The 21444-nt window shown below is 28.4% G+C and carries 21 protein-coding genes; 5 read left to right on the top strand and 16 right to left on the bottom strand.

Features of this window, described 5'->3' with window-relative positions:
* Window positions 1-44: 44 nt before the first annotated feature.
* The 4 genes from xylB (at window position 45) to FYJ26_RS05225 (ending at window position 5120) form a co-directional block, all read left to right on the top strand.
* The gene (xylB, locus tag FYJ26_RS05240) at window positions 45-1538 is read left to right on the top strand and encodes a xylulokinase (RefSeq protein ID WP_154540349.1); all 1494 of its coding nucleotides are present in this window, start codon (window positions 45-47) and stop codon (window positions 1536-1538) included.
* Between the two features lie 97 nt (window positions 1539-1635).
* Window positions 1636-2754, top strand: a complete 1119-nt coding sequence (locus tag FYJ26_RS05235) for an ROK family transcriptional regulator (protein ID WP_154540347.1) — start codon at window positions 1636-1638, stop codon at window positions 2752-2754.
* A 420-nt stretch (window positions 2755-3174) separates the two neighbouring features.
* Window positions 3175-3750: a TetR/AcrR family transcriptional regulator gene (locus FYJ26_RS05230; protein ID WP_326831243.1), complete on the top strand. Its 576-nt coding sequence runs from the start codon at window positions 3175-3177 to the stop codon at window positions 3748-3750.
* Window positions 3751-3776: 26 nt separating this feature from the next.
* On the top strand, window positions 3777-5120 hold the full coding sequence (locus tag FYJ26_RS05225; RefSeq protein ID WP_154540345.1) for a radical SAM protein: 1344 nt from the start codon (window positions 3777-3779) through the stop codon (window positions 5118-5120).
* A gap of 91 nt (window positions 5121-5211) precedes the next feature.
* Here FYJ26_RS05225 and FYJ26_RS05220 read toward each other — a convergent pair whose 3' ends face one another.
* From FYJ26_RS05220 to FYJ26_RS05185, 8 genes are all read right to left on the bottom strand, one after another.
* Window positions 5212-6591, bottom strand: coding sequence for a GntP family permease (locus tag FYJ26_RS05220; RefSeq protein WP_154540343.1), 1380 nt, complete (start codon window positions 6589-6591; stop codon window positions 5212-5214).
* A 9-nt stretch (window positions 6592-6600) separates the two neighbouring features.
* The gene (gene pdxA, locus FYJ26_RS05215) at window positions 6601-7596 is read right to left on the bottom strand and encodes a 4-hydroxythreonine-4-phosphate dehydrogenase PdxA (protein ID WP_154540341.1); all 996 of its coding nucleotides are present in this window, start codon (window positions 7594-7596) and stop codon (window positions 6601-6603) included.
* A gap of 1 nt (window position 7597) precedes the next feature.
* A complete protein-coding gene (locus FYJ26_RS05210) occupies window positions 7598-8878 on the bottom strand; it encodes a four-carbon acid sugar kinase family protein (protein WP_154540339.1) in 1281 nt (426 codons plus the stop codon).
* 15 nt (window positions 8879-8893) lie between these two features.
* Window positions 8894-9616 carry a DeoR/GlpR family DNA-binding transcription regulator gene (locus tag FYJ26_RS05205; RefSeq protein WP_154540337.1) on the bottom strand — a complete coding sequence of 241 codons (723 nt, stop codon included), beginning with the start codon at window positions 9614-9616 and terminating at the stop codon, window positions 8894-8896.
* Between the two features lie 224 nt (window positions 9617-9840).
* Window positions 9841-11124, bottom strand: coding sequence for a TRAP transporter large permease (locus tag FYJ26_RS05200; protein ID WP_154540335.1), 1284 nt, complete (start codon window positions 11122-11124; stop codon window positions 9841-9843).
* The gene (locus tag FYJ26_RS05195; RefSeq protein ID WP_154540333.1) at window positions 11121-11657 is read right to left on the bottom strand and encodes a TRAP transporter small permease; all 537 of its coding nucleotides are present in this window, start codon (window positions 11655-11657) and stop codon (window positions 11121-11123) included. Before FYJ26_RS05195 ends, FYJ26_RS05200 begins: the two co-directional genes overlap by 4 nt.
* A 9-nt stretch (window positions 11658-11666) precedes the next feature.
* Window positions 11667-12674 (bottom strand): TRAP transporter substrate-binding protein, encoded by a 1008-nt coding sequence (locus FYJ26_RS05190; protein ID WP_154540331.1) that lies wholly within the window; start codon window positions 12672-12674, stop codon window positions 11667-11669.
* Between the two features lie 15 nt (window positions 12675-12689).
* A complete protein-coding gene (locus FYJ26_RS05185) occupies window positions 12690-13709 on the bottom strand; it encodes a zinc-binding alcohol dehydrogenase family protein (RefSeq protein WP_154540329.1) in 1020 nt (339 codons plus the stop codon).
* Window positions 13710-13856: 147 nt separating this feature from the next.
* On the opposite strand from FYJ26_RS05185, the gene FYJ26_RS05180 reads away from it, so the two are divergent.
* Entirely contained in the window at window positions 13857-14540 is a 684-nt protein-coding gene (locus FYJ26_RS05180; RefSeq protein ID WP_154540327.1) for a GntR family transcriptional regulator, read from the top strand.
* A gap of 299 nt (window positions 14541-14839) precedes the next feature.
* On the opposite strand, the gene FYJ26_RS05175 is transcribed toward FYJ26_RS05180, so the two are convergent.
* The 8 genes from FYJ26_RS05175 to FYJ26_RS05140 form a co-directional block, all read right to left on the bottom strand.
* Complete coding sequence (locus FYJ26_RS05175; RefSeq protein WP_154540325.1) at window positions 14840-15466, bottom strand: HD domain-containing protein; 627 nt, start codon at window positions 15464-15466, stop codon at window positions 14840-14842.
* Window positions 15459-16157, bottom strand: coding sequence for an acyl-[acyl-carrier-protein] thioesterase (locus tag FYJ26_RS05170; RefSeq protein WP_154540323.1), 699 nt, complete (start codon window positions 16155-16157; stop codon window positions 15459-15461). The genes FYJ26_RS05175 and FYJ26_RS05170 overlap by 8 nt, the downstream gene beginning before the upstream one ends.
* Before the next feature lie 9 nt (window positions 16158-16166).
* Complete coding sequence (locus FYJ26_RS05165) at window positions 16167-17804, bottom strand: ABC1 kinase family protein (protein WP_154540321.1); 1638 nt, start codon at window positions 17802-17804, stop codon at window positions 16167-16169.
* 5 nt (window positions 17805-17809) lie between these two features.
* The gene (locus FYJ26_RS05160; protein WP_154540319.1) at window positions 17810-18250 is read right to left on the bottom strand and encodes a deoxycytidylate deaminase; all 441 of its coding nucleotides are present in this window, start codon (window positions 18248-18250) and stop codon (window positions 17810-17812) included.
* Between the two features lie 104 nt (window positions 18251-18354).
* A complete protein-coding gene (locus FYJ26_RS05155; RefSeq protein WP_154540317.1) occupies window positions 18355-18870 on the bottom strand; it encodes a hypothetical protein in 516 nt (171 codons plus the stop codon).
* A 1-nt stretch (window position 18871) separates the two neighbouring features.
* A complete protein-coding gene (locus FYJ26_RS05150) occupies window positions 18872-20113 on the bottom strand; it encodes a hypothetical protein (RefSeq protein ID WP_154540315.1) in 1242 nt (413 codons plus the stop codon).
* The gene (locus FYJ26_RS05145; RefSeq protein ID WP_154540313.1) at window positions 20113-20976 is read right to left on the bottom strand and encodes an ATP-binding cassette domain-containing protein; all 864 of its coding nucleotides are present in this window, start codon (window positions 20974-20976) and stop codon (window positions 20113-20115) included. Before FYJ26_RS05145 ends, FYJ26_RS05150 begins: the two co-directional genes overlap by 1 nt.
* Window positions 20973-21338, bottom strand: coding sequence for a GntR family transcriptional regulator (locus FYJ26_RS05140; protein WP_154540311.1), 366 nt, complete (start codon window positions 21336-21338; stop codon window positions 20973-20975). The genes FYJ26_RS05145 and FYJ26_RS05140 overlap by 4 nt, the downstream gene beginning before the upstream one ends.
* Window positions 21339-21444: the final 106 nt, after the last annotated feature.

Genomic DNA, 21444 nt, shown 5'->3' with positions numbered 1-21444 from the left:
TTCGTATCAATAATTTACGAAAACTTTTTTTGAAAGGAGAAAAAATGAATTATATTCTTGGAATAGACTTAGGAACAAGTTCTTTAAAAGGTGTAGTTTTTGATGATAAAGCAAACTTTATAGGTTCATCGTCAGCATCCTATGATGTTTATAATCCTAAAAAAGGATATTCTGAACAAGACCCTAATGATTGGATTAAAGCATTTGAAAAAGTAGTTGATAATTTAAATAATTCTTTAAATATAAAGGATAATTTAGTAGCCTTAAGTTTTTCAGGACAAATGCACAGTTTGGTTTTATTAGATAAAAACTCTATCCCTCTTAGAAAAGCTATATTATGGAATGATGTAAGAAATAGTAAACAATGTGATTATATAATGAATGAATTTTCTCAAGATCTTTTATGCATGACTAATAATATAGCCCTAGAGGGCTTCACTCTTCCTAAAATATTATGGGTTAAAGAAAATGAACCTAAAATTTATGAAAATGTAAATAAAATTCTTTTACCTAAAGATTATTTAAGATATTATCTTACTGGAAAGTTCAATATGGATTATTCTGATGCTTCTGGTACTCTTTTATTAGATTTAAAAAAACATAAATGGTCCGATGAAATTCTAGATAAATTTGAGATTAATAAAGAATGCCTTCCAGATTTAGTTAACTCCACTGATTTAATTGGTAGTATCAGGGAGGATTTAAAGAAAAAATATGGTTTTAAAAATGATGTAAAAGTATTTGCTGGTGCCGCTGACAATAGTGCTAGTGAAATAGGAAGTGGTGTAATAGGTAAAGAAAATTCTATGCTATTAAGTATAGGAACTTCAGGTGTAATATTATATCCAGAAAAAAATGTCCATAATTTATATAAAGGTAAATTACATTTTTTTAATAGTATAAATAAAAATTTATACTACTCGATGGGTGTTACACTTGCAGCGGGACAGTCTTTGAGTTGGTTTAAAAATAATTTCGCAAAAGATGAGAGCTTTGGTAAGCTCACAGAAAATATTGATAAAATAAGTCCAGGATCAGATGGGTTATTATTTACTCCTTATTTAAATGGTGAAAGGAGTCCTTATTTTGATAGTAAAATTAGAGCAAGCTTCATAGGTCTTGACATATCCCATACTAAATTACATTTAGTCAGATCTATTTTAGAAGGCATAACTTTTTCTTTAAAAGATAACTTTGAAATTATCAATAATTCCTTAGATAGTAAAATAGATAATATAATATCAACCGGAGGTGGTAGTAAAAACAAAGACTGGCTTCAAATTCAAGCTGATATATTTAATAAAAATATACTAACTATTGATATTGAAGAAGGCCCAGGATTAGGAGCTGCAATGATTGCAGCATTAGGTATGGGTTATTACAAAAATTTAGTTGAATGTTCTAAAGCTTTCATAAAATATAATAATTTAATAAAGCCAAATTTAGAGAATGTAAAAATTTACGAAAAGCTTTTTAAAGAATATAGAAAAATTTATACTAACACTAAGGATATATGCAAAAATCTTTCAATAATATAAGAATTTTAATATGAAATATATAAATAGAAACAACAAAACTAATTTATAGCTTATGCTTAAATATATGATATACTATTTATATAGTTAGGTGATTTATATGAAAAGAAATAAAACACAAAATAAAATTTTAAAAGTATTATTTGAAAATCCAAATTTGTCTAGAGTTGATTTATCAAATGTTCTTAACATAAATAAAAGTACAATTTCTACTAATGTTCAAAGACTATTAGATTTTAATTTTTTAAAAGAAACAAGTAAGGGAAATTCTACTCCAAAGGGCGGAAAAAAACCTATTAACTTAATGTTAAATTATGATAAAAAATTATTTTTGGGATTTGATATTTCAAAAAATTATATATCATATGCCTTAACAAATTTAAATCTTAATATAATTAAATATGGATTAAAAGAAACATCTATTAGCAAAGAAAATATATATTATGAAGTAAATAGAGTTTTAAATAATCTTAAGAATTACTATATAGATAAAAAAGAAAATAAGTTATTTTCTATTAGTATTTCTATTCATGGAATAATTTTTAACAATAAAATTACATTTACTCCTAATTATGATTTAGATAAGTCTGATTTTATTAGTAGATTAAAAAGAGAGAATGATGGAGTTAATATTTATCTAATAAATGAAGCAAATGCAGCCGCTCTTTGTGAACATCATTTTAATAAATATAAAAACTTAGCAAGTATAAACATAAGAACAGGTATAGGCTGCGGTTTAGTTATTAATGATAAATTAATAGAAGGTTTTGAAGGTTATGCAGGTGAAATAGGACATATGATAGTAGTTCCAAATGGAAAACTTTGTAGATGTGGTAATAATGGCTGTTTCGAACAATATTGTTCAGAAAGCGCTGATATTTCTTACTTCAATACCATTTCAAAAGAAAAAATATCATCTGTACAAGATCTTACAGCACTATATAAGAATGGTAATTATGCCGCAATTGAAACAATAAATAGGAATATATTCTATATGTCAATAGGTATTAATAACTTAATAAAAATTATTGCTCCTGAGATAATCTTTATAAATTCTTACTTGGCTTATAATATAGATAATTACATTGAAAGAATTCTAAAGCATATGAATGAATCTTTCAAACAAAATGTAATTGTAGAGGTATCTACTTTCTATAAAAGATCTACACTACTTGGATGCATTTACTATGGTATTAAAAAATTCATAGAAAATAAATAATATAAAAATATCTTAATTAAACTATAAAATTATTTTATTGGAAAATATACTGATAAGGTAGAATAGTATAAAATATATTATTTAAACTACTATATAATAATTTGCTAACATATACTATTTAATCTGGAAGAAAGCGCTTTTTAATCAAGTCTGTTAAAAATTTTATGCATCAACCTAAATCCTAATTAATATAGTAAGGATTGATACAGAAAATAATTTACAGGCCAAAAAATCTTATGGAATTTATATAAAAAACATTATCACACTTTCACAAAAAAATTCACTTTTATAGTGGATTTTTTTTAATTTTATTACATATTAAGTTTGTATATAAAAGAATTATTAGAATTAAAATATATTTGACAGCTAACGATTGTTATCCTATAATAAAGCTAACAAGTATTAGCTTAGGAGGTGAATGTGACTACTAGAGAAATAATTTTAGATAAGGCTTTATTTTTATTTTCTAAGTTTGGTTATTCAGACGTTAGTATGAAAGATATAGCAAACGAGGTTGGGATTAAAGCTCCATCTATTTATAAACATTTTAAATCAAAGGAAGAAATTTTTGATACCATTTTAAATAATGCAATAATAAGCCTAGATGAAAAGATTCATGATGCTGAAGATTATAAAATTATTAGAGATGGTAAAAAAAGTCTAAATATCGAAAAATTAGCAATAGATATTTTTTCCTATCTGCTTAACGATTCTTATGTTTCTAGAGTAAGAAAGATGATTTCTATAGAAATGTATAAAAACCCTCAAGCCATGAAATTTTATGTTGATAGATTCATAGAAACTCCTATGAGAAAACAAGAAGAGATAATAAATTACTATGGTTTAAGTAAATATGGAAGTTTAAAAGTTATTTCCACAATATTTTATTCCCCAATACTTTTCGCAATAAAACTTCATGATGCAAATCCAGAAAAAGAAGAGGAACTGCTTGAACTTTTAAAAGATACATATAAAAAATTAGAATACATTTTGTAAATAACTAAAATTTTAAAGGAGAAATTATGAAACTTAGTTTAGATCAAAAAATGAAAGCTTATGGATTAGATAAGTTATTAAAATATGTACACAAAGATCCAGAAAACAATTTACCAAAGGCGATAGATTTTGCGAAAAAAATTTCACCTAACGATTTTAAAAGTCAAATAGATTTGATAGAGCAAACTGTAAATGATAAAGATAATGTCTATTATAAATATATACTTGACATACTTGATAGAATTGATTCGGATGTTGTTGATACTTTCATTGAAAATTTCTTATTAAATGCTACATTATTTTCTGAAGAAATAAAACAAGATACTAGGACTAAATATAATTGTAATGTTCCATGGACTATACTTTTAGATCCCACAACAGCTTGCAATCTAAAATGTAAGGGTTGTTGGGCAGCAGAATATGGTTATAGTTTAAATTTATCTAATGAACAAATAGATGATATTATAAATCAAGGTAAGGATATGGGTATATATTTCTACATTTTTACGGGTGGAGAACCTTTGGCTAGAAAAAAAGATATCCTAACAATATGTGAAAAACATAAAGATTGTGAATTTTTAATTTTTACAAATTCAACTTTGATTGATGAAGATTTTGCTAAAGAAATGCTAAGAATCAAAAATATAATACCTGCAATATCTATAGAAGGATCTGAATTTACTACAGATTCTAGAAGAGGTAAAGGTACTTATAAAAAAATTATGAATTCTATAGAAATATTGAACAATTATAAACTTCCATTTGGTATATCTTGTTGTTATACTTCAGAAAATTATAAATCTATAGTTAGTGAAGAATTTGTTGATTATATGATAGATAAGGGTGCTTTGTTTGCTTGGTACTTTCATTTTATGCCTGTAGGAAAATCAACGAGTAAGCAATTACTTCTAAAACCTTATCAAAGGAAACATGTGTATGAACAAATTAGAAAATTTAGAGCAACAAAGCCACTATTCTTCTTAGATTTCCAAAATGATGCAGAATATGTAGGTGGTTGTATAGCAGGAGGAAGAAACTATTTTCATATAAATGCAAATGGAGATATGGAACCTTGTGTATTCATTCATTATTCTGATTCTAATATTAAGGATAAAACTTTAATAGAGGCTTTGCAATCACCATTGTTTGTGGCATATCGTAACGGACAACCATTTAATGATAATATGTTAAGACCTTGTCCAATGCTTGAAAATCCAACTCTACTTAGAGATATGGTTAAAAAATCACAAGCTAAATCAACAGATATATTAGTAAAAGAAGATGTAGATGATCTTTGTGGAAAATGTGACGACTATGCTGAAGTATGGAAAGAAACAGCAGATGAAATTTGGTATTCAAATAAAAAATAGACAAATAAAATAATGACCTCAAAAAGTTGAATTTTGGCTTCCAACCTTTTGAGGTTATTTTATTGACTACTTATAAATGTTACTTTTTATTTTATCCAAATATTAAATTTAATAAAACAATAGTAACAAATCCTACTGCCCATGCTATAGTTGATATAATTGAATATCCTTTAATTTGTTCTTTTGCATCTGTTAAGCCCAATGATCTATTAACAACCCAAAAGAATGAATCATTAAAATATGAGAAAAAAAGTGAGCCTACACATGCTGATAGTGTTGCAAATACAGGATTAACACCTAAAGGTAATACTATTGGTGCTGAAATTGAAGCTGATGTAAGCATGGCTACTGTTCCAGAGCCTTGTATAAATCTAATTAAGGTAGATATAATAAAAGGAAGTAATAGAGGGTTTATATTCATTTTCGATATAGAATTAGCTATATCAGCCCCTACTCCTGATTCAGTTAAAACTTTACCTAAAGCTCCACCACCACCTGTAACTAAAATTATAATTCCTGCAGATTGTATCCCAACTTCTAACTCTTTTATTACCTTATCTCTACTCATGCCCTTAGTTAATGTAATAATAGCTATTATTAAACCTATACCTACAGCTACAATAGGTGTTCCTAGGAATGACAAAGCAGAATAAATTCCTTTTATTTCTAATCCTGATACTTTAGAAATTGTTGATAAAATTGTGTTTATTAGAATTAAAATTATTGGTATTATAATCGGTAAAAACGCTATCAGTGTTGATGGCATTTTTTCATTATCTTCAATTGTATAATCATTAATATCTGCTAAAGATGATTTCTCAGGCCTTATCCAATTGCCTTCCTCATCTGGTATTTGATAAATCTTTTTTCCATAAAATCTTGCATATAACAATGTTGCAATAACCATAGGTATAGCTATAACAATACCCCATAGGATTACTGCCCCTACATTAGCTTCAAAAATTCCAGCAGCTCCAACAGGGCCAGGTGTTGGAGGTACAAGAGTGTGGGTTATAACTAAACCTGAAGCCAAAGCAAGTCCTAATGTTATTATTGATTTTCTTGTATTCTTTGACAATGCTTTTGCCACAGGAAATAATATAACAAAACCAGAATCACAATATATTGGTATAGATACTAAGAATCCAGTTATTGCCATAGCTAAGTCTTCCCTTCCCTTACCAAATATCTTGATAAAAGTTAGAGCCATCCTTTTTGCTGCATTTGATATTTCAAATAGCTGCCCCATCATAACACCAAAACCAATTATTATTCCTATAGAACCTAAAGTTCCACCAAATCCATCGGTTACACTTTTTATTACATTTTCGTAAGGCATACCCCCAGCAATACCTATAAACAAAGCTGATATTATTAATGCTAAAAATGTATGTATTTTTGTCTTAACAATTAGACCTATTAATAAAATAAGTCCAATTATTAAAGCAATTATTATCCTATTATCTGACATAATAAACTCCTAATTTTTTCTAAATTGTGGTCCATATTTAGCTGCTAATTTTACAGCTTCTACCATGCTAACCTCTGATGCTACATTTTTCCCAGCAACATCAAATGCTGTACCATGATCTACAGATGTTCTTAAAAATGGCATAGAGTTTGTTAGAGATATAGTTTTCATAAAATTATATGTTTTTGTGGCTATATGACCTTGATCATGATAAAGTGATAATACAGCTGCATATTTTCCTTGAAGCCCTTGAGCAAAAACCGAATCTGCTCCTATTGGTCCTACAACATCATATCCTTTTTTCTTAGCATCTTCTATTGCAGGAATTATCTCATCTACTTCTTCATATCCAAATAAGCCATGTTCTCCTGAATGAGGATTAAGTCCAGCAACTGCTAAAGTTCCTTCTACTCCTAACCTATGCATTGCTTCTGTACATCTTTGAATGTATTCATAAATCTTGTCATATTTAACCTCATCTATGGCATCCCTCAAAGATAAATGTCTTGATAAAAAGAAAACTCTTAGACCTTCAACTTCAAACATTGTTAGAGGATCTGATACTTTAGATATTTCTTCAAACATTTCTGTATGACCTATGAAAGGTATTTCTGCAGCTCTTAATGATTCTTTGTTAATTGGTGATGTCGCTACTGATTCAACCTCTCCATTCATCGCTAATTCCCCTGCTTTAAATATATATTCATATGCTGCTTTACCACATTCAGCGCTAACTTTTCCGAATTCATAGTCTTTACTCATATTATTAAGATCTATTAAATCTATTGTTCCATATTCATATAGACCATCTTTAACATGATCTATTACATTAATTTTTAAACCAAGCTTGGTAACTTCTAGAGCCTTTTCTACTACATTTTTATCACCTACTAAAACTATATCTGCATCTTCATATAATTCTTTTTTAGCAAATGTCTTTACTACTATTTCTGGGCCTATTCCTGCTGGATCTCCAAGTGTTACTGCAATTCTACTTTTTTTCATGTTATTCTCCTTTGCTTAATAATCTAGCTATACATTTAACCATAACCGAGTCACTTCCTACCATTCCACCCTTACTAACAATTTTTAGACCATCTACTTCTCCACCAATAAGTCTTCCATACGCTACTAAAGGCTCTATTTCTTCTCTAATTTCTATTCCTTGACTACCTAATTCTTCTGTTACTGCTATCGTTACATCACCTCCCGATGAAAATATTCCTGAAATCGATTTATCTTTTGTAACTATTGATTTACCAATTTTTGCAAGTCCTCTTGATATCATTAAGGACAAATCATCTATACTCATATCCCTACTTTCAGATATTTCCTTTAAATTTAATCTTTGAGAAATATCATCTGGTGTAGTAGTTATAATAATGAGATTATTATCATTTAGCTTTTCTCTAGCCAAAAGACTACATCTATCAATTTCATTTAATGCTAGATTTATATCAATTAATTTTAAAGGATCTACTTCAATTTTAAAAATATCAAAGTTTCCATATAAGGCTTTCATCTGATTAATGGTTACATTTGTTACCGATCCAATAATGGCTAATGATTTAGTACTAATACTACTTTTTTTATACATCACTTTAGTAACTTCTTTTGTAAATGGACCTGGGTCGACACTAATAAATCTAATATTAGTACTTACACTTGCAATTGCAATATTTTCTATTTGCTTATTAGTAATTGCATCAAATATTATCAAGTCTTTATTTTTATTTTCGATAATTTTTTTACTAATATTTTCTATACCTTTTTCTATTTCATCTATAGAAATATGTATTATTTCACCTTTATAATCCTTACTAAAATTTTCTGTTACAAAATTTGAAACAGCTGATATCTTTGAATCCTTACCAGCATCCGTATTCATTAAAGGAACTCCATCAACATACATAAAATCATTTACTACAATTCTTTTCGAATCTGGAAAAGATGGCACACATATAGCTAAGTTATTAGTCTCTAATGCATCTTGAAATGCCCTAAGTTCTGATCCTAGATTTCCCCTTAAGGTAGAGTCTATTCTTTTTGAGTATAAGATTACATCTTCTTTTTTTAATTTTCTTACTCTATCATATACTCTTCTATAAGCTTGATCTTTAGTCATAGCTCTTGAATCTGTTGTAAATGCATAAACATCAATATCTTCATCAAGATGTTTAATGTCATCTCCAGTAACGCTTGCAGCTCTTAATCCTATACTCTTCATTAAAGCACAATTAGCATTAGCTCCTGTTAAATCATCAGCTATAATAATAACTTCACTCATATATGCCTCCAAAATTTATACATTGCTTAACCCCTCTATTTTCTTATCGCTTATAAAATAATCGAAATTTTTACTTTTATAAAATGAGTATAAACCAGTTTTACCATACTTAGTACTATCACATAACAATATGCTTATTTCTGAATTAACAATCATCATATTTTTTATTTTCCCTTTATTTTCAGAGGTAGAATAAACATATTCATCATCAAAGGCATCTGTACCTATAAAGCAAATATCCCCATGAAAACTTGATAAATTTTGAAATCCTTCAATAGACAAAGAAGTCCTTGTTTTCTTTTCTATATAACCACCTAATAAATATGTATTTATAGAATTGTATTTAGATAAAAGAGTAGCTATATCTAAATCATAAGTAATAACCATTACATTTTTTAGTTTAGATATATACTCTATTAGCATTCTAGTAGTGGTCCCAGCATCTAAGAAAATTGTAATATCATCTCTTAGATATTTTCTAGCTTTCTTAGCTATAATTTTTTTTAAGCCTATATTATCTAAAATTTTATTATCTATAGGATTTTCTAATACATGCTCTTTAACCTTTATAGCTCCTCCATGAGTCCTTATAGCTATTTTTCTATCTTCAAGTTCTTTAAGATCTTTTCTAATAGTTACTTCGGAAACTTTAAGTTGTTCCGATAAATCAGATACATTTACCCTATTTTTTTCATTTAATTTATTAGTGATAAAACTAAGCCTTTCTTCTAAAAACATTTCGTTTTATTTCATTTCCTTTCGTTTTCTTTTTTTATTCTAACATATATTTATAACGTTTGCAAGAAAAATATATGTTTTTTAAAAATTCAAAAACTTAAATACAAATTTAAGAAAGTATAAGTTTTTTATATACTAATAGTTAAAATTATAAGAAAGGTGATGTTACAGAACAGATAATTCTATTCTGCAACACCACCTTTATTTAGAATAAGAAATAAATTTTAAACTCCAGATAAAATTTGGAAAGGAAATATAACTATTTGTGGAAATATAATCATAAGAACTATAATTATTACTTCAACAAGTAAAAATGGAAGAACTGATTTTACTACTCTCTCCATACTTATGCCACCTGCAGCACTCGCTACATTTAATACCGTCCCTACTGGTGGAGTCAGAAGTCCCATAACTATAGATATTACAAATACTACTCCAAAGTACACTTCATTAATTCCTGCTTCTCTTATAACTGGCATAACAACTGGTGCTAATATTAGTATAGTTGGATTTACATCCATAGTTGTACCAATTATTAATATTAATCCTAGTATTATAAGCATTAAAATTCTAGGGGACCCTATAAAAGGATGTAATAAATTTGAAACTAATAATGGAATATTTGCAACAGTCATTACCCATGATGAAATTGCGGAAGCAGCAACTAAGAACATTATCGTAGCAGCCGATTTAGCTGAAGATATTAATCCTTCAATTAAATCTCTAATTTTTAACTCTTTATAAACTACAAGTCCTATTATCATTGAATAAACTACTGCAACCACACCTGCTTCTGTAGGAGTAAAAACCCCTGTTTGCAAACCCAACAAAATTCCAACTGGCATTAAAATAGCCCATATTGCATCAACCGTTGCCTTTATTCTTTTTTCTACAGGAGCTTTAGGAAGAGGGGCTACACTTCTTTTTTTAGCCACTATAAACCACATTATAGATAATCCTACAGATATGTATATTGCAGGTGCTACTCCGGCTAAAAACAAATGTGATACAGGTATATTAGCTGTTACACCCAATACAATCATTGGTGCTGATGGTGGCATAATTGGTGATAAAAGATTTGAAGCAGCTACAAGACCAGTCGCATCATCTCTATCATAATTTGCTTTAACCATCATCGGTATTAGTATTCCACCTAAAGCTGCTGTAGAAGCCACTGCTGAGCCTACCATGCTTGCAAAAAGCAATGTTGCAATTATTGTTACATATCCCAGACCACCTCTAAAATGGCCAACCCATGCACCAGCAGCATCAACTAATCTATTTGTAAGTCCACCTCTATTCATCAAGTCTCCAGCAAGCATAAAAAATGGTAGAGCCATCATTGAATAGCTATCTGCTCCATTAAACATGTTTTGAGAAATTATTTGAACATCAAAACCATTAAGATATGCAAGCATGCTTACACCACTAAAAATCAGGGCAAATGCTATAGGCAATCCTATTGCCATGGAGCCTAATAAAGATATTATAAATACTATAAGAGTCATATATTTTTCTCCTTATTATCAATTTTTTTAAATTCCTTTTCTATATAATCATCTTCGCAAAAATCAATTTCATTTGGATTTATAATAGCAGTATATATTTTTTCGATTGCTATAACTCCAATTAAAACTGCTGAAACTATGCAAATAGAATATAAGAATGAAAATGGGATTCCAAGAACAGCTGTTCTTGCTCCAGAACTTTGAATTACCATCTTTATAGATCCTAGTGATAAAATTATCATCATAGCAATTATTATCAAATTTACTATAATAAAAGATATAAGTTGTCCTTTTCTAGGAAATCTTTTTACTAACATATCCACACTTAGGTGTTCGTTCTCTCTCATAGCAACTATTGCACCTATAAATGTCATAAATACAAATGTATATCTTGATATCTCCTCTGAAGAAGCAAGTCCTGTATTGAAAATAAATCTTAAAACTACATTCAAGAATACAAACGCTACCATTATCCCCATCATTATTCCTAATAAGATATCAATAGCTTTATATATTTTATTAAACTTTTTCATTTAGTTCTCCTACTTTACTTGTTCAATTCTTTTAATTAGGTCTTCAGCCCAATCATATTTTTTATATAAATAATCATATACTGGCTTAGCCATTTCTTTCATTTTTTGTCTATCTTCTTCTGTAGGTTCGGTTATATTTAAACCTTCTTTTTTCAAGAACTCCTTATCGTCTTCTATACTTTTCTCATATATATCCCAAGCTCTTTGAGCTGTTTTTTTTGCTACTTTTTCAAAAATTTCCCTATCTTCTTTAGGCAGACTATCTAAGAACTCTTTATTGCCCAACATTTCTATAGAGGATACCATATGATTTGTTTCATATATATCTTTTGAAACAGTATACCATCCTTCTTGTCTAAATGTTGATAGTGGGTTGTCTTGTCCATCAATAACCCCTTGTTCTAACGAAGTAAATACTTCACTCATATCCATAATAACAACGTTTGCACCTAAGGACTCAGCTAATTTAACGTGGATAGGATTATTAGGCATTCTTAATTTTTGACCTTTAAAATCTTCTATTTTTTTGAGATCTTTAGATGAAGAAAACACTCTTGCTCCATTTGGAGCCCAAGCCATAAACTTAAGTGGCTCCCTATCTTCTAAATATTTAGCTATCTCATCCCCAATTTCTCCTTCATATACTTTCCTAGCATGTTCTACATCTCTAAATATAAATGGAAAATCTGGCGTAGCCATCATGTCTATTTCAGACCACATAACAGTACCTACTGCAGATATTTCAATAATTCCTGATCTAGTATAATCGTAGAGTTGTTTTTCTCCTCCAAGTCTACCAGAATCATATAGTTGAACATTATATCTACCATTAGTTTCCTCTTCAATCATAGGTAAAAAAACTTCTCTCATAGCTATATTTACAGGGTGAGTAGGTGCTACAACGGTGGCAACTTTTACAAGCTGGCCACCATTACCAGAAGTATCATCACTACATGATGTTAGAGAGAACAAAAAAAATATTGCTATAATTAAGCTAAATAATTTATTCTTTCTCATTTCTATCCTCCAGCTTTAGTTTTCCAAAGTTAATACTATTTTTTCTGTATATATATCTTTATCTATAATCATTTTTATAGCTTTTTCAGCGTCTTCAAATTCCATTTCATGACTTACTAAATCGTCAAATGATAATTTTCCAGTATTATATGCCTCAATCACTTCAGGAAATCTCTTATTGCTTAATCTTGAACCAAGAATATCTAATTCTTTTGAAGTAATATCAACTGATGCTATTTGTGAAGGTTGTGTTGAAAAGCCCAAATTTATAACTCTTCCAGCACTTGCTGCTGATTTTACAGCTATTTCAAATGTTTTAGGAGTACATATAGCATCTACTACAACATCAGCAAGTCTGCCTTCATTATTTTCTTTAATAAATTCGATAGGGTCTTGAGTATTAACATCTATTGGAATCATTCCAAATTTCTTTGCTCTTTCAAGTTTTTTTTGATCCATATCAGATGTGAAAACTTTAGCTCCAAAATATTGAGCTACTCTGGCTACTGTTTGACCTATTGTTCCAGCTCCCATAACAAATACTACATCATCTTTTTTAACATCTGCTCTTCTATTTGCTTGAAAACCTATAGAAAATGGTTCTATAAGTACACTCCTGTTAAATGGCATATCTTTATTAACTTTATAAGTTTGATAATCTTTTACTACAATCTTTTCACTAAATCCACCTTCAACATGTACACCTCTTACTTTAAGATTTTCACAAATATTTGGTCTTCCATTTTTGCAGTTTTTACACTCACCACAATTTATAACAGGATCAACTACAACCTTATCACCCTTTTTAAAATTTTTAACTTCTTTTCCAACTTCTTCTACAATTCCTGTCATTTCATGACCTATTACTCTTGGATATTTTGCCATAGGATTGGAACCTTTATATATTCCTACATCAGAACCACATATTCCTACAGCTTTGATTTTTATTTTCACATCATCAGGTTCTTTTATTTGAACTTCTTCTAAATCTACTATTTCTAAGTTTTCTACTTTATTAATCCTTACTGCTTTCATCGTATCCTCCGTTATTGATATCTTGAATTCTAGTATACTAGTACACTATTAGAATAGCATCAAAGTAAAACGATGTCAAGAAAAAAATATTTTTTTACATATTTCCTAAAATACAAACTATTCTGATATAATATAAGAGGTGATAAAATGAATTTTAAAATATTAGAAAGAAAAGATAGAGAAAAAACAAAAGACTATGTAATAAGAAATATGAGATACAATATTTTGTTTTTTAATTTAGTACCTGGTGAAAAAATAAGTGAAAATCAGATATCTGACCTTTTAAATTTATCTAGAACTCCTGTTAGAGAAGCTTTCATTGACTTAAACTCTAGCTTACTTTTAGATATAAAGCCACAAATTGGTACTTTTATTTCTTTTCTAAATATAGATATGTCAAAAGAACTGCTATTTTTCAGGTCAAGTTTAGAACAAAATGCAGTTATAGAAATATGTAAAAAAGGAAATTTAACACTTGAAAAAGAGTTTAATGAAATAATTGAAAAAGAGCAAATGTTACATCAAACTAATGATTTTGAAAAGTTAATAAAATTAGATAATAGATTTCACGAATTAATATTTGAAGAGCTAAATTATAAAAAAATCCCAAAAATAATAGAGAATAATACTTCATATCTTATAAGAATGAGAATATTAAGGTTAAAAGCTAATATTAGACAAACAAATTATATTGATGAGCATAAAAATATATTAGAGTTAATAAAAAATAACTCTCCAAAAGAAGCTTCCCGTTTAATAACAAGCCACATACTAGAACTTATAGATGATATGAAAATTCTAAACAACAAATATCCAGATTACTTTAATTAAAATCCAAAGTTCCGCAATTAACAAATCTTTGGACATCTAGAGACTTTGTAAACTATCCTATAATATTAGTCTATAATAAATCGTATTGGTGAAAGTAGATGATACTTTTAATAATGCGATTTTTTATTGAAAAAAGTATACTTATTTAATCATTTACATTTTTTATTAAGGCTATTTAATCCTATTGGTTTTAGAGCTTTTGTTAATTTTAGGACTATAATTTTTATGACTAGAATTTTAGTTTTAAGAAATCAAAAAGCAGGAAGTAGCATGTTCTACTTCCTGCTTCTTGATTGTGTTTATTTTTGTCTACCAAGACCATTTGATAAAGGACCATTCTTTCTTAAGAAATATTCAATTTTTTCTCCAAGTTTTTCTTCAAAATACATTTCGTATTTTTTTAAGATTTTGTATTTTTCTTTTTCAAAAGGAATCTTACCATATTTTTCTTTTAGAATTTCTTGTTTTTTCTCTATCCCTACGAATGTATCTGTTATTGAATTATCTAATAGCTGAATTAATTTATCATAGTCATTGTAATCGTGAGATATTAAAAAATTTTCTAATATTTTCCTATCTCTTTTTCCTATATTATCGTCTCCTACATATGCTTTGATATCTTTTATTATAAAAGAATGACTGATGGAAATTTTTGCAGGAAAAAAGTAGGCTTCATTACGAAGCATATAGAAGCTTTCCATTATCTGAGAAAGACCTGTTTTCCTTTTGCTTTTTCCTATATCATGAAGAGAGCCTATAGCGTAGGCAATATCTTTATCAAGCCCTATCTTATCTGCAATGTCTCTTGCACTTTTTCCTATAAGCTTTGAATGGGAAACCCACTCTCCTAAATTTTCATTACTTTCTATTAGGTAGTAGTGAATTTTATCTTTATTTGGAATATTTCCGTAATTTTTCTTATACATTTCTTCTTCCTATCTTTCCATAGGTGTAAATTTTCCCATCTTCACTTATAATCCTATAAGATTCTTCATTTTCTTCTTTTCCAATTTCTCCAAGAACAAAGTTCTTATCTCTAATTTCATTTTTATAGACTATATTTATATATCCTATATCTTGGTCTTTGATATCTGATATTTCCCTTATAAGGTCCATATAAGATGCATTATTTACATGACCATTTATGTCTATATCATTTTTTCTTATATAAATTTTTTGAGCTTCTTCAAAGTTTTTGGAATATTTTTGTCTTTTTCCTATATAAGCCGGTTCTTCTTTCCCATATGCTTTTATTAAAAAATCAGGAATTTTTATAGCTCTCATCTTGTTTAAATCAAAAAGTAAGAAAGAACAAAAAGCAAGTCCTATAGTTTCTCCATCTCTTTCTATAATAAAGTTTCTATTAGCATAAAATCTTTTCATATCTATGGCAAATGTTGTTATTTTAAGCTTATCACGTGCCTTTATAGGCTCATTTATTTTTATATCCCAAGAGTAGACTATCCATCTTTTATCTTTCATTAAATTCTTATCTTCTAGTTTATCTGCTTGGTCAAAGGATACTTCAAACATAAGTCCCAATAGATATTTCATTTTAAGATAGCCGTCACTATTTGTTAGAAAGTTTTCTATTATAAATTCTTTACTTGTTTTCATTTTTATCCTTTAATTTTCCCTTCTAAATATATTTATGAGTATTCCACAAGCCATTACAAGACTTATGCTAAGTACTAAGATTAAAAAGGCCTCCATAGACCTTGTTTTGTATCCTAAGATAATAAGTGATATTATAGTTGTTGATATTATCATAGATAAACCCATAAATATGAGTGCTTGACTTTTTTTATTTTCTACATTTTCATATGATTTTTTCTCTTCTATAGATTTCTGATTTATTAGCCTAAAATCACCATTTGAAAGTTGTCTTAATATGTTTAAGGAACTTTGTGGAAACTCCTTTATTAGTGAATATATATCATAAAGCTTTGGTCTTAGTCTATCTGATACAATTTTAGGATTTATTAATTTAAATACCATCTTTTTTGCTATTGGTAGAGCTAGTTCTATGAAAGATTCCTTGTAAACTAATTTTTCAATAAGACCTTCTAAAGTAAAGATTGTTTTGGCAAAGTTTGTAAGTTCCGATGGAATTTTAATCGAATAATCTACAAGTAAAGTATAAAAATCATTTATAAGGTCTGCAAGCTTAATTTGATTTAAACTAATTACCATATACTTATCCAAAAGTCTTTGTATTCTTTTCTCAAAGTCAGATATTTGCTTAGAATCAAATTCCAAAAGACCCATACCTATAATGGCATCAGTTATCATCTTTACCTCATTGAAGCTTGCTCCCAAAAACACTTTCATTATCTGATACCTGTAATTTTCAGAAAGACTTGCAACTATCCCAAAATCTAAAAGATAAATTTCAAGCTTATCATTTACGAATATATTTCCAGGGTGAGGATCTGCGTGAAAGTAACCATAGGAGAACATTTGATTTACATAAGCTTTAATGATATCTTCTCCTATCTTTTTTCTTATATCTGATCTTTTATTGTAGATAGATCTTACAGACTCTCCTTCTATGTATTCCATAGTAATGACTTTTCCCCTACAATAATCCTCATAAACATCTGGTGCCTTAAGATCATCATCTCGAGTGTTTAGGGCCCTATATTTTTTGATATTTTCTTTTTCTATATTAAAATCTATTTCCTTATTTAAAGAAATTTTAAATTCTTCTATTATCTCACCAAGATTAAATGATTTAATTCCTTCAAGTCTTCTTTCAAGCCTTTTATAAAGGTCTGTTATTATTTCAAGATCAATCCTAACTCTTTTATCTATATCTTTTCTTTGAACCTTTACCACAACTTTTTTCCTTGCTGACCCGACTTTAAGATAGGCCAGGTGAGTTTGGGCAATAGAGCCTGTAGCTAGAGGCTTTTTATCAAATTCATCGTAAATTTCTTCTATTTTTTTACCGAATTCATCTTCTATAACTTCTTTTATATGATCATAGTTTTCTTCTTTTACCTCATCTTGAAGTTTCTCAAGTTCATTTATTATATTTTCTGAGAATATATCTCTTCTAGTCGATAAGAGCTGACCAAATTTAATAAAAACAGGACCCAAGTCTTCGAATAATGTCCTAAGATTTTTGCCAAACCTATGTTCTCTTTCTATGTCCTTTTGTGTTTTGTCAGTTTTTTTCTTAAAAACTTCTCTTGCATCTATCAGTAGATTTAGGTTTAGAAATTCCCTAATTATATCAATCTTTCTTTTTTTATATCCCATTTTTTTCAACTTCTATTTTCAATTTGCTTTAATTTTATGTTATTTCTTTGCAAAAGTGTTAAAGCATAATCATCTACCCTATATGCATTTGAATAATAAATTTCCTTAATTCCTGCTTGAATTAGTGATTTAGTACAATTAAGACAAGGAAAATGGGTCACATAGCACTTGGCATTTTTGACTGATATTCCTTCTTTTGCACAATATAAAAGAGCATTCATCTCAGCATGGATTGTTGCTATACAGTGATCATCTCTCATAGTATGGCCCACCTCATCACAGTGAGGATTTCCCTTGATTGAGCCATTGTATCCAGTAGAAATTATTCTATTTTCACTATTTACTATTACACAACCTACATAAGCCCTATCACAAGTCCCACGCATAGCAACCATATGGGCAAGTTTTATGAAATATTCATCCCAAGTTAGTCTATCTTTTGCCATAATATCACTCCTTAAACTATCTGTATATACTATTTTACCAAATTTGTAAGTAAATATCAGCAATTAAAGAGCTGTCTAAGAATTATTTCTTAAACAGCCCCATTTCATAATATTACTTTCATATCAAGTTCATCTTTTTCTGCTTTAAAATTTATATCAATCTTTTTTCCAACACTTTCTACTTCTATAATTTCTCTAATTATAGGATTTATTTTTGAAGATGATATTTCTTCTTTTTTGACTATTTCTCCATCATAACTTTTACAAGTTATATTTTCAGTGTAGTTTGATTTTGTACTATAGTCCGGATTTGGTCTTAGGTCATTTATAATATATTCTAAAATAATATAGGATTTATCCTCATTTATTTTATCTTTTGAAAGAATCTTTTCACTTGACAAGTCATTTTTTGAAATCTCTTCAGCTTTTTGAATTGATATTTCATAGAATTCCCCTAATTTTCCTGTCTTTATTGGCATATCAACAAACTTTTGCTCTATCTCTATTTTTTTATAATCTTGACTTTTTTCTTCATTTGAAGCTTCTTTCTTTTTTAAATTATTATTTTGACACCCTATCAGTAAGAAAAGACTTAGGAGAAGTAATATTTTCTTTTTCATCTTATACCTTTAATTTCAGCTTAAATAAGATATTAAATATCTTTATAAATACATATGTGAGAATTATAAATATAAAGATATTTACAATTGAGAAGCCATCAAATACCGAATTTTGAAATATCAATGTCCCATAACTTGCTACAAGTAAAGTTATCATAACTTTTGCAAGAATTTCTATAGGCTTTATCATTATCATTATTCCAGAATTTTCTGTCTTAAGCCTATCTATAAGACTTAAGGCGATGAAAAATACTATTATTGAAAAGATTAATAAGCCCAAACGGCTCGCATTTGTACGGTCAAATTCATTAATCGGTCTAAGTATTGTCCTAATTACTGTATTTATCCTATTTCCTTCAGGAAATATCCTATCTATTATAGAATAGATTCCACCTTCCCATTCAAATCCACCTGTAAATATATTTTTAATATTTGCAAAGATTAAATCTAGAAGGTCTAGGAAGAATAAAAACATTACACTTAGACCAAAGTGACCTATGACATTTCCTGCAAGTATTCCAGTTGACATAAATATCACAAACATTACCAAAAGGTAGATAATATTTTTTAATATTGCTGGAATAAAGCCAAGTCCTATTTTTAATATATCAAAGTTAGATGTGCTTATAATCATATAAGAAAGGATAGATGATAGGATTGAAAAGATAAATATTATCCCACTTCCTATTAGAACTTTCATCAAAAAGTCTTTTTTTCTTGACCAAGGATACATCTTAGAGAATTCATAATAGCTTGTAGCATGCTCCATTGAAGTAAATAGAAAGGCTAAAGCTAGAACCAGAACAATTCCCAAGCCATCAAACATATACATATCCCTATTAAAAAGTAGTCCTTCCTTAGTGAACTTATAAGACTTTAAGCTACTTAGGTACTCTCCATTTTTTAAATTATACTCATCAAACTCTTTCTGTTCTTTTTCACTTGCCTCATTGTAATCAAAATCTTTATACTTATCAACTTCATATTTTTCAGAAAGCTCTTCATATAATTTTTCATTTTCATCGAAGAATTTCTTATCAATTCTTGTATCAAGACTATATTTTCTACCAGTTTCACCCATCAAATTAAGGTCATTTGCATTGGCAATTAAGGTCGAATGAGTAGAATCAAGTGAATTGTTTTGGATTATTCCTGTAAAAAGTAAGGCTAGTAAAAAGGTTAGTAATATCCAAAAACCATTTCTTTTTAAAAGAATTTGACCTTGTTTTTTTAAGTCTGTCATTATTTACTCCTTCCTTTCTCCCAATAAAAGCTATCTTCTATCTTTGAATCCAAGATGTCATATTGAACAATTGTTTTATTTTCATCTAAGATATTCCTTATATTGTCTTTATTTTCAAGTAAAATCACATAAACCCTACCCATATTAAACCTTAGGACAGAGTGGTTTAGGATAGCTTCATCGAGCTTATCTTTTACAACTATCTGAACTTTTATGAAAGAATTCTTACTCTTTGATATATTTCTAATCTTTCCATCTTTTGTTAGATATAGGCAAACATCAACAATTTTAGCTAATTCTTCAAGTTCGTGACTTGAGGCAAGGACAGTTCTTCCCTGATCCTTCATATCAAGAATATAAGAGATTATAAGTTCCTTATTTAAGACATCCATACCATCTAGGATTTCATCAAGTAGAACAATTCTAGCATTACTTGCTATAATCGCTAAAAGTCCAATAAGATTCTTATAACCTTTAGAAAAAGATCTCAAAGTTTTTTTACCATCTATCTTGTTTTTCTTAAGTTCTATTTTAAAAAAGTTATCATCAAAGTTTGGATAAAGTATTTTATAATAATCTTTAATCTTTAAAATACTATCATAGTCAAAATAATCAAACCTATCAGGCAAATATGCTATATTTTCAATTATATGCCTATCTTCTTTATAGCTTTTACCTAAAATTTTAAGACTCCCCTCGTCCATATTTAAAATATCCACTAAAATCTTAAGAAGTGTGGTTTTACCTGAACCATTTCTTCCAACAAGTCCATGGATTTGCCCATCTTCAAGATTAAAACTTAGCTTATCCAAGACTCTTTCACTTTCAAATGACTTAGATAAATCTTTTACTTCTAAAATCATATATCCTCCCTAGTTTTTTCATAAATTTCTTTAATCTTGTCAAAATTTATATTATATAGCTTACATTTTAAAAAAATTTGATATAGGTCTTTTATTATATTTTCCCTTTCATAATCAAATTTTTCTTCATCAATTGAAACAAAAGTCCCAAGTCCAGGTTTAGAAACTAAGATTCCCTCTTCCTTTAATTTGTTATAAGCCTTTTGTACTGTTGATTGATTGATAAGAAGACTTTTTGATAAGTCTCTTACACTTGGCATAGAATCTCCGTTTGCTAATATTCCCTTGGCTATCATAAGTTTTGTTTTTTCGACTATTTGCTCGTTTAAAGGAATCTCAGCTGAAAGATTTAAATCAAACATAGGCCCTCCTTTCTTCTTTTGATTGTGTGGTGTATGGTATATCTCCATACACTTCTTGATTTAATTATAACAGGTCTTAAAAAAAAGTCAAAAAAAAGACTCGATA

Origin of the sequence: Anaerococcus porci, assembly GCF_009696575.1 — a bacterium.
Lineage (GTDB): Bacteria > Bacillota > Clostridia > Tissierellales > Peptoniphilaceae > Anaerococcus > Anaerococcus porci.
This window is presented reverse-complemented; position numbering and strand designations above follow the sequence as displayed.